The sequence below is a fragment of the Amycolatopsis vastitatis genome, from assembly GCF_002234595.1.
GTDB lineage: Bacteria > Actinomycetota > Actinomycetes > Mycobacteriales > Pseudonocardiaceae > Amycolatopsis > Amycolatopsis vastitatis.
Map to the genome: position 1 here is coordinate 1 of NZ_NMUL01000022.1, position 14,445 is coordinate 14,445.

A 14,445-nucleotide genomic window follows, 5' to 3' on the forward strand; every position below is an offset into this window, starting at 1 on the left:
TCGGCAGCCTTCTGCTTCGCCGCCTCCGCCGCCGCGTCCTGGTCGCCCGAACCGCCGGCTCCGCCCGAAGAACCGGCGCCGGAGGGCGTGTCCACGTCCGGGATCGGCGGTGGTGTGGCGCCGCTCCCGGACCCCGAGGAGCCGGACGAACCCGCGCCCGACTCGGTCTGGATCGGGGGACCGTCGAGCGACTTCAACGCGTCCGAGGCCTTCTGCTTCGCCGCTTCCGCCTCCGCTGCGGCCTTCTGCTTCTCGGCTTCCGCGTCCGCCGTGTCCTGACCACCCGGCGAGCCGCCCGGAGAACCCGAACCGCCCGCGGATCCCGTCCCGGATGGCGTGTCCACATCCGGGATCGGCGGCGGCGTGGCACCAGATCCCGAGCCACCACCGGAACCCGAACCGCCCGCACCCGAGCCGGTGCCCGAACCCGAGCCGCTACCGCTACCCGAGCCGCCGGAACCCGAGCCGCTGCCCGAGCCGCCAGTCCCGGAACCACCGCCCGAGCCGCCGCCGGTTCCACCACCGGTACCCGCGCCACCCGTCCCCGTGCCACCCGGCAGCGTCACGCCCTCGAACTCGTTGCGCACCGAGCCCATGACCTTGTCGAGCGCGTCGTACGCCTGGTCGACGAGGTCCTTTGTGTCCTTGCAGGTCTTCGCGAACCCCTGGTACAGCCGGTCCCACATGTCGGGGTTGAACTGGTTCTGCACCCACTGCTTGGCCAGGTCCTGGCCGTGCTTCTTGATCTCGTCGCCGTCGCAGCAGCCCTGGTCGTTGAGCGTCTTGATCAGGTTGGTGCCGAAGTTGAGGTCCATCCAGCCCGCGATCTGGGCCAGGTCGTCCTTGCTGCCGTGCTCGCCGTTGGCGACGGCGACGACCTTCTGCGCCATCGTGTAGTCGGCCTTGCCGACCAAGTCGGTGTACAGGGCGATGACCGCGTCGGCCTTGCCCTTGCACAGCTGGAACACCGTGGTCGCGGTGTGCAGCGTCGCTTCGCTCGCGCCGCCGAGCGTTTGCGACAGCTTCACCGCCTTCGGCTGGATCTTCTCGTCGTAGGTGTCGGACGCCGCGTCGGCGCCGGCGCCGGTCCAGGTCCGGAAGAGGGTGCCCAGCTGGGACCCGGTGTCCTGCGCCGTCCGGTCCACGGTCTCCGAACCGCGCTTGAAGTGCGCGGCGTCGTCGACGAAGTCCTTGAAGCTGATGCCCCGCTGCTCGTCGAACGGCTGGCGGATGTCCTTGTCGAGGTCCAGCGCGCGGGTGTTGCCGCGGCAGTCGGCCGGGATCTTCGCCAGCAGCGACCCGAACGTCTCGAACAGCTTCAACGCGGGCGCGGCGGCGTCGAAGATCTCGTCGGACGTCTTGGTCCCGGTGGTCCCCTCCGCCGACGGCGGCTGGGTGCTGTCGAGCTTGGTCTTGCCCTCGTCGACGGCCTTCTTTTCCTGGTCTTCGTTGTAGCTGTTCTGGTCGCCGCTCTTCTTGGCCTTGTCGTAGGCCTCGTCGACCGACTGGCCGGCGAACAGCGGGTTCGCGTTGAAGGCCCGCGCGTACTTGTCGGCTTCCTGCCGCTTCTGCTTGATGTCGTCCGGCTCGGAGTCGGCCAGGAACGGCGGCGGTGGCGGGTTCTCCCGCAGCCAGCTGCTGATCAGCGCGCTCTTCTGGCCGGGCGGCACGCTCGGGTCGTCCAAGATCGCCTTGACGTCGGACCACTTCTTCTTGTCCGCCATCAGAGCGAGCCCCCGGCGTTCGTGATCGCGCCGGCCTGGTCGCCCTCGTTGGCGCCGTAGCTCTTGCCGGCCGTGCCGATGTTCGTGCCGAACGAGCCCAGCGTGCTGCTGTACGCGGAGACCGCGGCCCACAGCGCTTTCGCGCCGGTGGCGTACTTTTCCCCGTGGGCGGTGTGCGCCCGGCCGAACTTCTCCGCCGTCACCTGCGAGTTCTGCAGGTCCGGGTTGTCGTCGAGCAGATGCTCCGCCAGATCGCCGATGGTCTTGGCCGCCGTCGACAACGCTTCCGTCGTCGCGGTGTACCCCCCGCTGCTCATCTCAGCGCCTCTCCTCGGATCCGCCAGTTCCCAGGGCTTCCGCGAGCACGTCGGCCACGGATCCCACGTCGGTGAACCGATCGAGCTGCTCCAGGTCGATCGTCACCCCGTAGTAGACCTCCAGTGCCGCCAGCAGGCGGATCCGGCCCTTCGAGTCGATGCCCAGCTCTTCCAGGGTGGCGTCGGGCTCGACGAGAGCCGGGTCGAGCCGGAAGGTGTCGCTGACGACCTTCGTGACCTCGGCGCGGTGATCACCCACGGGCGCCACCATAACGTGCCTTGGCGGCCGACCGGGCGACCTTGCCGCTCGATGTGCGCGGAAGTCCGCCGGAAGGGACCAGATGTACCGCACGCAGCGTGAGGTCGTGTTCCCGCGAAACCGCGCGCAGCACCGCCCGGGTGACCTCCTGGGAGTCCGCGTCGGCACCGCGCGCCCATTCCGCCACCACCACCGCGCCCTCGCCGCTTTCGTCGGCGACCCCGAACGCGGCCACGCGGTCGCGGCGGACCGCGGGGTGGGCCTCCCCGGCCGCGGCTTCGATGTCCTGCGGGTGGAAGTTGCGGCCGTCGATGACGATCAGGTCCTTGAGCCGTCCGGTGACGTAGAGGTCGCCGCGGTGCACGACACCCAGGTCGCCGGTGCGCAGCCAGCCGCCGAGGCCGTCGAGCTTGGCGCCGAACGTGGCGGTGTCGCCGCGGCCCCAGTAGCCGGTCGCGACGTTCGGGCCGTGCACCCAGATCTCGCCGGCCACGCCCTCGGGCTGTTCCCGCCCGTCGCGGACGATCCGCACGAGCTGCCCGACAGGACGGCCCACCGAAACGAGTTCCTGCCCGTCCGCCGCTTCCACCGCGCGGCCCTGCGCGAGGGCTTCGCGGTCGAACACCGCGCCGCGCGGGCCTTCCGGCCCCGCGCTCGCGACGTACACGGTGGCTTCGGCGAGCCCGTAGGACGGCCGGTGGGCTTCGCGCCGGAACCCGTGCGGGCCGAAGACCTCCTGGAAGCGCTCGACCGTCCGCGGCCGGACGGGCTCGCTGCCGTTGAGCGCGACCCGCACGTCCGAGAGGTCGAGGTCGTCGTCACCGTGACCCGCGTCGGCCGCCAGGTCGTAGGCGAAGTTCGGGGCGGCGGTGAACACCGCGGGGTGGTCCGCCAGCTGCCGCAGCCACCGCCGCGGCCGGTGCACGAACTCGGCCGGGGCCATGAACACCGACCGCGCGCCGGCGAAGACGGGCAGGCACAGCAGCTGGATCAGGCCCATGTCGTGGAAGAACGGGATCCAGCCCGCGCAGGTCGTGCCCTCGTCGACGGCGTAGGCCCGGCTCCCCTGCCAGCAGGCCGCGACGATCGCCCGGTGCGGGATCACCGCGCCGGCCGGTTCGCGCGTCGAGCCCGACGTGTATTGCAGGTACGCCGGGCTTTCCGGCATGGCCGGTACCGGATCAGTGCCCGGGCCGGTCAGCTCCTCGACCACCAGGGGGTCGCCGAACTCGCGGACCTTCGCCGCGGCGGCCGACGACGTCAGCCACACGCGCGCCCCGGAGTCGGCCAGGACGCCGGTGAGCCGCTCGGCCTGCGCGGCGTTCGCGGGTGCCATCAGCGGGACCGCGACGAGACCGGCGGCCAGCGCGCCGAAGAACGCCAGCGGATAAGCCAGTTCCTGGCCCGCGAGTATGGCGATCCGCTCCCCCGGCTCGGCGACCCGGCGAAGGCCGCCCGCGACGACCCGGACGCGGGCGGCGAACTCCGCCCACGTCAGCGTGTGCTCGACGCCGCGGCTGTGGTCCTGGTGGGTGAACAGCGGACGCACGTCGTCCTCGCGCGCGAACAGCCGGTCCACGATCGAGGCGCGCAGCACCTCCTCGGGCACGGTCACGGACGGACGAGGCACGGTGGCAACCTACCGGCCCGCCCGCGAACCGTCCGCCCGGTGCGCGAAACCGGGTTCACCCCGGGCAGGACCACCGGTACGGTCGGGCACCATGGCCGTACCGGAAGCGCTGGTGTCCGCCCTCGCGGACGCCGATCGCCTGCACCTGTTCGCCCGCATCTGCGCCGCGCCGGAAGGACTTCCCGTCGCCGGTGTCCCGGCCAAGCTCGCGAAGCGGCTGGTCGGCGCGGGGCTCGTCACCGAGGACGAAGACCACTACCGGGCCGTGCCCGAAGTGTTCCGCGACGCGCTCGGCAAGGCGCCGGCGGACCCGCTCGACAGTTTGTTCAGCCGCGGCCGGCTCGTCACGATCCCGCACTCGGGCAAGCGACGGCAGCTGCTGCTCGCCTACCTCGCCGAGCGGTTCGAGCCCGGGCGGCTCTACACCGAGCAGGAAGTGCGCGAGAAGCTGTCGATGGTCCACGACGACCACGCGACGCTGCGCCGCTACCTGGTCGACGAGGGCCTGCTGCAGCGCAGCAACGACGGCGGCGCCTACGGCCGTCCGTCGGAAGCCCGCGCCGCCGGCTGAGCCGCCGGGAGGTCGAACGCCGCCAGCACGGCCGGATCGGCGAACACGACGTTGTGCGCGACCCGCGACCCCGTCACGGTGAACACCTGGAGGGTGTGCAGCCGGTGCACGCCGGCGTCGTCGCGGCAGTACGCCGCCAGCGCGGGCTGGCCGTTGGCCGCCGTGCGCGTCATGCGCCAGCCCGGGCCGCGCAGGGCGAACAGGCGGTCCAGGAACCGGCCGTAGGCGTCCCGGCCGCGGAACCAGAGCGGCACGGGCGGCATCTCCATCACGACGTCGTCGGTCAGCAGCTCGACCAGGCCCGCGACGTCGGCCCGTTCGAACGCCCGCACGTACCGGTCCAGGACCGCTTCCACCGCCGTGTCGTCCGGTTCGGCCACTTCGTCCGCCGACAGGCCGCCGAGCCCGGCGCGGGCACGCTGCAAGGCGCTGTTCACGGCCGCGGGTGTCGTGTCCAGGAAACCGGCCACCTCCGCCGCGCTGAACTCCAGGACGTCCCGAAGGATCAGCACCGCGCGCTGCTTCGGCGGCAGCGTCTGCATCGCCGCCAGCAACGCCAGCCGCAGGGTGCCGCGGCGGGCCAGGCGCAGGCCGGGGTCGTCCAGCCGCGCGTCCGGGAACGGCTGCAGCCAGGGGACTTCGAACGACGGCGTCAACGGCGCGTGCGGGTCGCCCGCCGGGCCGCCGAGGCCGGACGGTAGCGGCCGCCGCGCCCGCCCTTCGAGCGCCGTCAGGCACGCGTTGGTCGCGATCCGGTACAGCCAGGTGCGCACCGAGGCGCGGGCCGGGTCGTAGCCCGCCCACGCCTTCCAGGCGCGCACCAGGGTCTCCTGCACCAGGTCCTCGGCCTCGTGCACCGAGCCGAGCATCCGGTAGCAGTGCGCCAGCAGCTCACGCCGGTGCGGCTCGGTGCGCGCGGCGAAGTCCTGCATCGTTCTCCCTCCGGCCGGCCTCGGTGGGTGTACCGGCACCGCGGCCGGGATTCATCGGCGGCGGGAGAACATTCTCACTCGGGGTCGCCGAAGTCCTCCGGCCGCAGGTCGTCGAGTTCGGCGCGGAACCGGGCGACTTCGGCGTCGGCGTCCAGCGCGTCGACGGCCGGGCCTTCGGTCTCCTGCTCGACTTCGAGCTGCACGGACGCGACGTCGAGCACCTCTTCGGCGACGCTGATCGGCGCGCCCTGGCGCAGGCCGAGCGCGACCGCGTCGCTCGGGCGGGCCGACACGCGGGTGCCGGAGGCGAGGACGAGGTCCGCGTAGAAGATCCCGTCCCGCACCTCGGTCAGCTCGACCGCGGCCAGGCCCTGGCCGAACGCCGCGAGCACGTCGCCGAGCAGCTCGATCGTGCCCGGGCGCGGCAGCGCGATCTGCTCCCGGGCCCGGACGAGGGCTTCGGCCTCGCCGTACCCGATCATGATCGCGAGCCAGCGGCGAGCGCCCTCCGGCTCGCGAAGGAGCATCAACGGTGCCTCACCCGGCACCGGAACGGCCATGCCCACGACCTCGATCGGGATCACGCTGACCACCGCACCCTCCGTGTCGAGACTCCTCCGCGCGCGTAGTACCCAGAACGGTCCGGTCGCAACCGCGGGTCCCCGGACCGGCTCTTCCCGGCTGCGGACAACGCCGGGATTCCTTGCCCCGGGCGGCGCGGCGCTGTCACCGTCGTGACGTGGAACCGACGATTTCCCGCAGCATCGACGTCCCGGCCACCCCCGCCGCGGTGTGGTCGTGGGTCACCGACCTGCCGCGGATGGGCGAGCTGAGCCCGGAGAACGTCGGCGGCCGGTGGCTGGACGGCACCGGCCCGGCGCTCGGGGCGCGGTTCCGCGGCCGCAACCGCAACGGCGAGCTGCGCTGGTGGACGCGGGTGCGGGTGGTCGCGTTCGAGCCGGACCGCCGGTTCGCCTTCGACGTGCGGACGCCGCTCGGCTCGCGGGTTTCGCGGTGGGAATACGTGCTGGCGCCGAGCGCGACCGGCTGCCTGGTCACCGAGAACTGGTACCGGATCGGCAGCTGGGTGGTGCGGAAGTTCATGGGCCCGCGCGTGACCGGCCGCGCCGACCGGCCCGGCTACAACGTCCGGTCGATCGAACACACCCTGGCGGCGCTCGAGGCCCGCGCTCAGCGGGGTGCCCAGGCGCGGTCGAGCGCCGCGAGGCCGTCGTCGATGCGGTCCAGGGGGATCGAGCCGTAGCCGAGGACCAGGCCCGGCCGCGGGAAGCCGCCGCAGAGATCGGACAGCGTCTGGACCGCCGCGCCGGCCGCCGCCGCGCGGGCGGCGACCGGCTCCAGGTCGGTGCCCTCCTCCGCGAAGGCACACAGGTGCAGGCCCGCGGCCGAAGGCACCAGCCGCAAGCGGCTCGCGAAGGCGCTTTCCAGCGTTGCCGTGATCCGCTCGTGGCGCTCGGCGTACACCTTCGTCGCGCGGCGGAGGTGGCGGGCGAACAGGCCTTCGTCGACGAACCGGGCCAACGCGGCCTGAGCGGGCAGATCGCCGTGCCAGTCCGACAGCTGCCGCGCGTGCCGCAGGGCGTCCCGCAGCGACGGCGGGGCGACCAGGAAACCCAGGCGCAGCATGGGAAGCAGCGTCTTGGAGAACGAACCGACGTAGGCCACCCGCCCCGCGCGGTCCAGGCTCTGCAACGGTTCCAGGGGACGGTCGGAGAACCGGAACTCGCTGTCGTAGTCGTCCTCGACGACGACCGCGCCGGCGCGTCCGGCCCACTCCAGCAGCGCCGTGCGCCGCGCGAGGGACATCGGCGTGCCGAGCGGGAACTGGTGCGACGGCGTGACGTACACCAGCTTCGTCCGCGGGGGCAGCGAGGCGACGTCGAGGCCTTCGCCGTCCACCGGAACTCCGACGACGTCGGCGCCGTGCGAAGCGAAGAGCAGTTTCGCCAGCCGGTACCCCGGCTCCTCGACGGCCACCCGGTCGCCGGGCTCCAGGAGCACGCGGCACAGCAGGTCCAGGGCCTGCTGTGCGCCCTGGGTGACGAGCACGTCGTCCGCGTCGGCACGCACCGAGCGGGAGACGCCGGCGTGCCGCGCGATCGCCGCACGCAGGCCCGGGTGCCCGCCCGGATCGGCGTAGCGGGCGAACCCGGCGGCGTCCCGCAGCTCCCGCGCGAGCAGCCGCCGCCAGGTTTCCAGCGGGAACAGCGCGGCGTCGGGGATGCCGACGCGGAAGTCGTACACCGGCGCCCGCGCCGCGGCGGCGGCCGGCGGCGGCAGCGACCGCCACACCGCCTTCGGCCGCGGCCCCGGCACCGAAGCGGCCTTGCGGGGCTTCGGCGCGGGAAGCTCGGCGCAGACGTACGTCCCGGCGCCGACGCGGCCGGTCAGGAAGCCGTCGGCGGTCAGGCGGTCGTAGGCGACCGCGACGGTGTTGCGCGAAACGGCCAGGCGCCGCGCCAGCTCCCGCGTCGGCGGCAGCCGCTCCCCCGCCCGCAGCCTGCCGTCCAGCACGGCGTCGCGCAGCTGCCGGTAGATCCGGACGCTGAGGTCGCCACGCCCGGCCAAGCTGACGTGGAAGTCCATCCCGCGACCTTACATTGGCCCACTGCAAGTGGTCGGAATTGGATCTGGGACAGGGCCAAGTTTCGCCCTAACGTGACCGGTATGACGGTGACTCTCGAACGCCCGGCGACCCGGCGCCCCGGCCGGCTGCTCGCCGCCGCCCAGCTGGCGGGCTCGCTCGGCGACGGCGCGTTCCTGACCTGCTCGGTGCTGTTCTTCACGCGGATCGCCGGGCTGACGCCGGCGCAGGTCGGGCTCGGGCTCACGCTCGGCTGGGCGGTCGGCTCGGTCGCCGGCGTGCCCCTCGGCCACCTCGCCGACCGCCACGGCGCCCGCGGCTCGGCGGTGCTGCTGGCCTTGGCGACGGGCACGTCGATCCTGGCCTTCCTCGTGGTCCGCTCGCCCCTGCCGTTCGTCATGGCCGCGTGCCTCTACGGCAGTTGCCAGACCGGGCTGGCGGCCGCCCGCCAGGCCCTGCTGGCCGCGCTCGCCGACCCGGAGCGGCGGACGCGCGTCCGGGCGCACCTGCAGTCCGCGGGCAACGCCGGTCTCGCCGTCGGCGCCGGCCTGGGCGGGCTGGCCCTGGCGGCCGACACGGCCTCGGCGTACCTGACGGTCTTCGTGCTCGACGCGGCGAGCTTCGTCGTGACCGCGGCGCTGCTGTACGCGCTGCCGGCGGTCCCGGCTTCCTCGGCCTCGCGCACCGGCGAACCGAAACTGGCCGTGCTGCGCGACCGGCCGTACGCGCTCGTGACGGTGCTCAACGCGATCCTGTTGCTGCGCATGCCCTTGCTGAGCGTGGCGATTCCCTTGTGGATCGTCGAGCGGACGGCCGCGCCGGGCTGGACGGTGTCCGCGCTGTTCGTGCTCAACACGGTCGTGGTGGTGCTGCTGCAGGTCCGCGTCGCGGGCCGGGTGGCGAGCATCGGCTCGGCGGCGCGGATGGTCCGCCGTTCGGGGGTGCTGCTGCTCGCCTCCTGCGTGGCCTTCGCGCTTTCGGCATCCGGCACCTCGCCGTGGACCGCTTTCGGGGTGCTGGCGGTGGGCGCGCTGGTACAGGTGCTGGGCGAAATGCTGCAGTCGGCGGGGTCCTGGGAGATCGGCTTCGCCCTTGCGCCCGCGGACAAGCAGGGTCAGTACCAGGGCTTCTTCGGCACGGGAACGTCGGTGGCGCGCGCGATCGGACCGGTACTGCTGAGCACGGTCGTCATCGGCTGGGGCCTGCCGGGCTGGCTGCTCATGGGCGCGGTCTTCGCGGTCGCCGGCTGGGCGATGGGGCCCGCGGTCCGCTGGGCCGCCGCCACCCGCTGACCCGGCCTGGTCCTCATGCGCCCCAAAGTGGCGTTCGGTGCGTCCAACGCACCCAATGTGGCGTTCGGTGCGTCCAACGCACCCAATGTGGCGTTCGGTGCATCCAACGCACCCAATGTGGCGTTCGGTGCATCCAACGCACCCAACGCCACATTGGGGCGCTTGGGGCCCGGCCGTCGGGAGACCTCGCCTGCCGTGGCCGGCAGCGGCGGGCGCAACCCCGGCCGCTACTCGCTGACCTGGGCGGCGGACGTCTGGTGCACCGAGAGGTCCGGGCCGGCCGCCGAGTCGGGCGCCCAGGCTCCGGACTCCGCCGTCCACGTCTGCCCGGCGAAGCTGACCTTGTCGACTCCCAGGGCCTCCGCCCGGCCCACCAGCCATGTCGCGTACGTCCAGCCCTGGCCGGCCGGGTGGGCTCCGCTCAGGCGAGCCGCGCCCAGTTCCCCCGTCGCCGCCGCGGCGAGGTCCGCGGGGGCGGCCAGGGTCAGGTTGCGGCAGGTCAGCGCGGCCGGGAACTGGCCGTTGAAGGCGGCGGCCATCGCGCGGGACTGCGGCTCCCACTGCGCGTAGGCCTCCGGGGCGCCGGAGCGCTGGACGGCCTGCGCCGCTTCGGTGATCGGCAGGGTCTCCCAGTTCGGAAGCTTCTCGAGCTTTTGGTAGAACTCCGTCGCCGCGTAGACCGGGTCGCGCAGCTGCGCGACCGTGCCCCAGCCCTGGCTCGGCCGCTGCTGGAACAGCCCGACCGAGTCGCGGTCACCGCCCTCGAGGTTGCGCAGCTTCGACTCCTGCAACGCCGTGGCCAGCGCGATCGTCGCCGCGTGCGGGGGCAGGCCCAGCTTGGCCCCGACGGCCGAGATCGTCGCGGCGTTGTTCATCTGCTCCGGGGTGAACGTGTACGCGGACGCGTTCTCACCGGGCAGCGCCACCGTGCACCCCGGCGTGCGGACGGAGCCGCGCGACAGCACCACCGCCACGACGATCCCCGCGGTCAGCACGACGACCGCCCCCAGAAAGATGGCCACCTTCAGGCCACAACCGCGCACCCTGCCTCCTGTCACCCGTTCGTCCCAGTCTGCCCAACCGGGGGGCGCGGTGCACGGGGCGGGGGTTCAGCGGCCGGTGCCGAGGAAAATCGGGTTCGTCATGGCCACCATCGCATGGGGCACTGTCGTGTTCGGACCGCCGGACGGGCGACGGACTTCGGCGCGCACCCACCGGCTGTAGCGGGCGTAGGTCGTCCACGTGACCGTGGCCGCCCCCGAGTCGCCGACGGTCTCGGTGTGCTCCGGGCCGAGCTGGTCCAGGAAGGTGACGGTGGTGCCCGGCACCCCGCCGACGACCGCCCGGACGGTCACCGGGGTCCCGGTGCCCACGGCCAGCCGTTCGCCGATGCCCGCGCCGGCGCCGCCACCGGAGACCGTGAAGTCCAGCTGCACCGCCGCGGACTCGGCCAGCCACGAGCGGCCCGCCTTCAGCCCGGCCAGCAGCTCGCGGCGGCGCAGCCGGTCGGCGAGGACGACGGTGTGCGGCAGCGCGACCCGCTGGTCGGGGTTGTGCGCGTCGGAGTCGCCGATCGCCGGGACGAACCGGCCGCCGCGCAGCAGCCCGTCCCAGTGGACGACGCTCGCCTCGTCGTCCTGGGTCCACGGGCCGTTCCACACCTCGACCAGGTCGGCGAGCTCGTAGGCGAATTCGTAGGTGCAGCCGAAGCAGTTGGCGAACGGGTGCGCCGCGGTGACCAGGCCGCCCGCGCGGTGCACCTGGTCGGTGAAGCGCCGGAAGTCCCGCGGGTCGCCCGCCCGGTAGCGCCAGTCGACCCACGTGCCGGCGGGCAGCCCGATGGCGGGCCAGTGCCCGGAGCGGGTCGTCACCTCTTCGCCGTTGAGGATCAACAGGTCGTCGGCGGCGTAGTCGCCCCAGACCAGCTGCGAGCTGGAGGTGTTGTGGTCGGTGGAGACGATGAAGTCGAGCCCGGCGGCACGGGCGTCGGCGACGAGCTGCTCGGGCGTGCGGCGGCCGTCGGAGTGGACGGTGTGCAGGTGGCTGTCGCCGCGGTACCAGGCACGCCCGCGTTCGCGGGCCGGCGCCGTCTCGGGCGCCGGGTTCGGCTTGAACGGCGGGCCGCCGGGCCCGAAGGTGAGCGTGATGTCGACCCGGTAGCGCAGGCCCTGGGGCGCGACGGTGTATGGGCCGAGGATGACGTGCCACCGGCCGGGCTCGATCGGCCCGGCGAGGTAGCCGGGCGTCGCTTCGGACGCGCTGATCGAGAACCGGTCGCGGAAGCCGCCGGACCAGCCGCGGAAGCCGCGGGCGGTGCCCAGCTCGTGGCCCTCGGGGCCGAACATGCCGATGTCGCAGGCGTTCCCCCGGGTGCCGGCGGGCACCGGGGGCTTGTCGTAGGAGTAGCCGACGTCGATCTGCCGCACTCCGCGCGGGACGCCGACGGGCAGGTAGTACCAGTCCGGCACGTCCGGTTCCAGCGTGCCGGTGACGGTCCGGGTCTGGCTGCCGGCGCCACCGGGCTGATCGGCGAACGCGACACCGGGCAGCATGCCCGCGGCCGCCATGCCGCCCGCGCGCAGCAGCGTCCGCCGGCTGAAGTCCCCAGAGCTCATGCGTACCTCCGCATCGGACGACGTCCCGACGCTAGGCCGCCGACGCGAACACCGGCAAGAACCGCCGGTGAACTTTCGACGGTTCCCGACCAGAACGGGGTACGCCTTCGCGAGGGCGGCTTCCGCCGCGGTGTCCCCTGTCGCCGCCGTCCCAGCCAGCGGCACATTCATCCGATGTCTAAGCCGCCTTTTCCCACGTAACCCCACTGACTACGACAGAAGGTGCGTTGACATCTGATGTATGAGGTGCCAGCGTCGGGTCATGGACTTCGGACGGCTGAGCACGGCTGTGGGTGCGGCACTGGGCGCGGTTCTGCTTACGGGTGTCACCCTGACGGCTCCGGCGGGCGCGGCGTCCGGCCGCACCCTGGTCGCGGCACCGGACGGCCACGGCGCGGCCTGCTCGGTTCCGCACCCGTGCTCGCTGGAAAGCGCTTCCCGGCGGCTCGCGGGGGAACACGGCGACGTCACGGTGCTCCTGCGCGGCGGAACCTACCGCCTGAACCGGACTCTCGAACTGCCGCGGACGGCCGCGAAGGTCGCGTTCCGGGCCGCCCCGGGCGAGACGCCGGTGCTCACCGGCGCCCGGCGGGTCACCGGCTTCACCCCCACCGACCCCGCTCGCGGCATCTACACGGCGAGCGTTCCCCGTGGCACCGACACGCGGCAGCTGTTCGTGGACGGCGTCCGCGCCGAACGCGCCCGCACCGCGCTCGACCCCGCGGCCTTCACCGTCACCGCGACCGGCTTCAGCACGCCGGACCCGTCCTTCGCCGCGCTGACGAACCAGAAGGACGTCGAGGTGGCGCAGGAGAACAAGTGGAAGCACATGCGCTGCCCGCTCGCTTCGATCACCCGTGAGGGCACCGGCTCGGCTTTGAACGTCCAGCCGGACTGCTGGCGCAACAACAGCACCGCCGTCATCAACCGGCAGTTCCCCTTCAACGGCAACGGACTCCCCAAGCTCGACGGCGTCAGCTGGGTCGAGAACGCCTACGAACTGCTCACCAAGCCCGGCCAGTGGTACCTCGACCGCGCGGCCGGGCGCCTGTCCTACATCCCGTTGCCGGGCCAGGACATGGCGAAGGCCGACGTCGAACTCCCGGTGCTGGAGACGCTCGTCTCGGCGGAAGGCACGCCGGGTCACCTGGCGCCGGCCGACGACGACACCGCGACCTACCGGGGCGCGTGGACGACGTCGGCGGACCGGGCGCTGGGCGACTTCCAGGACGGCGTGCACGTCACCACCACCCCGGGCGCTTCGGTGAGCTACACCTTCACCGGCACCGGACTCGACGTGCTGGCGGAGACGAACACCGACCAGGGCGCGTTCACCGCGGCCGTGGACGGCCGCCCCGATCCCCGAACGCACACCGAAGCCGGCGACGTCCGGCTCGCGCAGCAGGTCGTCTACGAGGTGAAGGACCTGCCGAAGGGCAGGCACACGGTGACGCTGACCAGCCGCACCGACCGGACCTTCCTCGTCGACGCCTTCGTCGTCACCCCGGATGTCGTGCGGCCGGCGCACGACCTCACCTTCAGCGGCCTCACCTTCACCGGGACGACGTGGACCCTGCCCTCCCGCGACGGCTACGTCGACAACCAGGCCGGTGTCCAGTGGGCCGCGGCCGCCCCGCACGCGCCGATCCGGCCGCCCGCCGCGCTCGAAATCCGCCGCGGCCGGGGCATCACGGTCGACGGCAGCACCTTCCGGCAGCTCGGCGGCGCCGGGATCGCCCTCGAAGACGGCACCCAGGACGCCCGCATCACGCACACCACGATCACCGACACCTCCGCGGGCGGTGTCGCGATCGGCGAGGTGGACGACTACTACCTCACCGACCCCGCCCGCATGACACTCGGCATCACGGTCGCGGACAGCACGATCACGCGCGTCGGGCAGGACTACCACGACGCCGTCGGCATCTGGACCGGGCACGGGCGCCGGCTCACCCTGGAGCACAACGAAATCGCCGAAACGCCGTATTCGGGCATCTCGCTCGGCTGGGGCTGGGGCTGGGCGTCACCGTGCGAGCTGCAGGCGAAGCAGGGCCTGAAGGCCTGCCGGCGCGGCACGATCTACTCCGGCGCCAACCGCATCCTCGGCAACGACATCCACGACGTGATGCGCACCCTGCTCGACGGCGGCCCGATCTACACCCTCGGCGGCCAGGACGCCGCGGCCGGATCGGTCACCGCGGGAAACTGGGTGCACACCGCGCCCCACAACAACAACATGCTCTACCACGACGAAGGCAGCTCCTGGTGGGACACCCACGACAACGTGGTGAGCAACGAGACCGGCCGCTGGGTGGGCATGTGGACGCCGACCATCCACGACATCACGATCCACCACAACTTCACCGACAACACCGTCGTGAAGAACCTCGGCACGAACGTCGTCATCAGCGACACGACCGTCGTGACCGGCGGAAACTGGCCCGACGCCGCGAAATCGGTGATGGCCGCGGCCGGGCCCCGGTGACCTTTCCGCCATGAT

The 14,445-nt window shown here is 72.9% G+C and carries 13 protein-coding genes; 4 read left to right on the forward strand and 9 right to left on the reverse strand.

The genetic code is table 11. The annotated features are described in order from the left end of the window. The 4 genes from CF165_RS22165 to CF165_RS22180 all read right to left on the reverse strand — a co-directional run. The coding region (locus tag CF165_RS22165) for a WXG100 family type VII secretion target (protein ID WP_143268631.1) at window positions 1-1,724 on the reverse strand (1,724 nt) is incomplete at its 3' end. Then, window positions 1,724-2,041 carry a hypothetical protein gene (locus tag CF165_RS22170; RefSeq protein ID WP_093949464.1) on the reverse strand — a complete coding sequence of 106 codons (318 nt, stop codon included), beginning with the start codon at window positions 2,039-2,041 and terminating at the stop codon, window positions 1,724-1,726. The genes CF165_RS22165 and CF165_RS22170, both read right to left, overlap by 1 nt. 1 nt (window position 2,042) lies before the next feature. Then, complete coding sequence (locus CF165_RS22175) at window positions 2,043-2,300, reverse strand: acyl carrier protein (RefSeq protein ID WP_240521725.1); 258 nt, start codon at window positions 2,298-2,300, stop codon at window positions 2,043-2,045. After that, window positions 2,293-3,930, reverse strand: coding sequence for a fatty acyl-AMP ligase (locus tag CF165_RS22180; protein WP_093949466.1), 1,638 nt, complete (start codon window positions 3,928-3,930; stop codon window positions 2,293-2,295). The genes CF165_RS22175 and CF165_RS22180 overlap by 8 nt, the downstream gene beginning before the upstream one ends. 91 nt (window positions 3,931-4,021) lie before the next feature. On the opposite strand from CF165_RS22180, the gene CF165_RS22185 reads away from it, so the two are divergent. Continuing rightward, the gene (locus tag CF165_RS22185) at window positions 4,022-4,501 is read left to right on the forward strand and encodes a DUF2087 domain-containing protein (RefSeq protein WP_205660937.1); all 480 of its coding nucleotides are present in this window, start codon (window positions 4,022-4,024) and stop codon (window positions 4,499-4,501) included. Here the strand turns inward: CF165_RS22185 and CF165_RS22190 are convergent. Both CF165_RS22190 and CF165_RS22195 read right to left on the reverse strand, forming a co-directional pair. Beyond that, the gene (locus tag CF165_RS22190; protein WP_093949467.1) at window positions 4,465-5,433 is read right to left on the reverse strand and encodes a sigma-70 family RNA polymerase sigma factor; all 969 of its coding nucleotides are present in this window, start codon (window positions 5,431-5,433) and stop codon (window positions 4,465-4,467) included. The two genes, CF165_RS22185 and CF165_RS22190, sit on opposite strands and share 37 nt — an antisense overlap. A gap of 74 nt (window positions 5,434-5,507) precedes the next feature. After that, window positions 5,508-6,026, reverse strand: coding sequence for a bifunctional nuclease family protein (locus CF165_RS22195; RefSeq protein WP_093949468.1), 519 nt, complete (start codon window positions 6,024-6,026; stop codon window positions 5,508-5,510). Between the two features lie 146 nt (window positions 6,027-6,172). Here CF165_RS22195 and CF165_RS22200 point away from each other — a divergent pair, with 146 nt between their 5' ends. Next, complete coding sequence (locus tag CF165_RS22200; protein WP_093949469.1) at window positions 6,173-6,697, forward strand: SRPBCC family protein; 525 nt, start codon at window positions 6,173-6,175, stop codon at window positions 6,695-6,697. Here CF165_RS22200 and pdxR read toward each other — a convergent pair. Continuing rightward, a complete protein-coding gene (gene pdxR, locus CF165_RS22205; protein ID WP_093949470.1) occupies window positions 6,625-8,040 on the reverse strand; it encodes a MocR-like pyridoxine biosynthesis transcription factor PdxR in 1,416 nt (471 codons plus the stop codon). The two genes, CF165_RS22200 and pdxR, sit on opposite strands and share 73 nt — an antisense overlap. 81 nt (window positions 8,041-8,121) lie before the next feature. On the opposite strand from pdxR, the gene CF165_RS22210 reads away from it, so the two are divergent. Beyond that, on the forward strand, window positions 8,122-9,330 hold the full coding sequence (locus tag CF165_RS22210) for an MFS transporter (RefSeq protein WP_093949471.1): 1,209 nt from the start codon (window positions 8,122-8,124) through the stop codon (window positions 9,328-9,330). A gap of 227 nt (window positions 9,331-9,557) precedes the next feature. On the opposite strand, the gene CF165_RS22215 is transcribed toward CF165_RS22210, so the two are convergent. Together CF165_RS22215 and CF165_RS22220 are read right to left on the reverse strand one after the other, a co-directional pair. Then, window positions 9,558-10,352, reverse strand: coding sequence for a hypothetical protein (locus tag CF165_RS22215; protein ID WP_240521726.1), 795 nt, complete (start codon window positions 10,350-10,352; stop codon window positions 9,558-9,560). Between the two features lie 87 nt (window positions 10,353-10,439). Beyond that, window positions 10,440-11,945 (reverse strand): CehA/McbA family metallohydrolase, encoded by a 1,506-nt coding sequence (locus tag CF165_RS22220; protein ID WP_093949472.1) that lies wholly within the window; start codon window positions 11,943-11,945, stop codon window positions 10,440-10,442. Between the two features lie 262 nt (window positions 11,946-12,207). On the opposite strand from CF165_RS22220, the gene CF165_RS22225 reads away from it, so the two are divergent. Beyond that, the gene (locus CF165_RS22225) at window positions 12,208-14,430 is read left to right on the forward strand and encodes a right-handed parallel beta-helix repeat-containing protein (protein WP_158226815.1); all 2,223 of its coding nucleotides are present in this window, start codon (window positions 12,208-12,210) and stop codon (window positions 14,428-14,430) included. Window positions 14,431-14,445 lie beyond the last annotated feature (15 nt).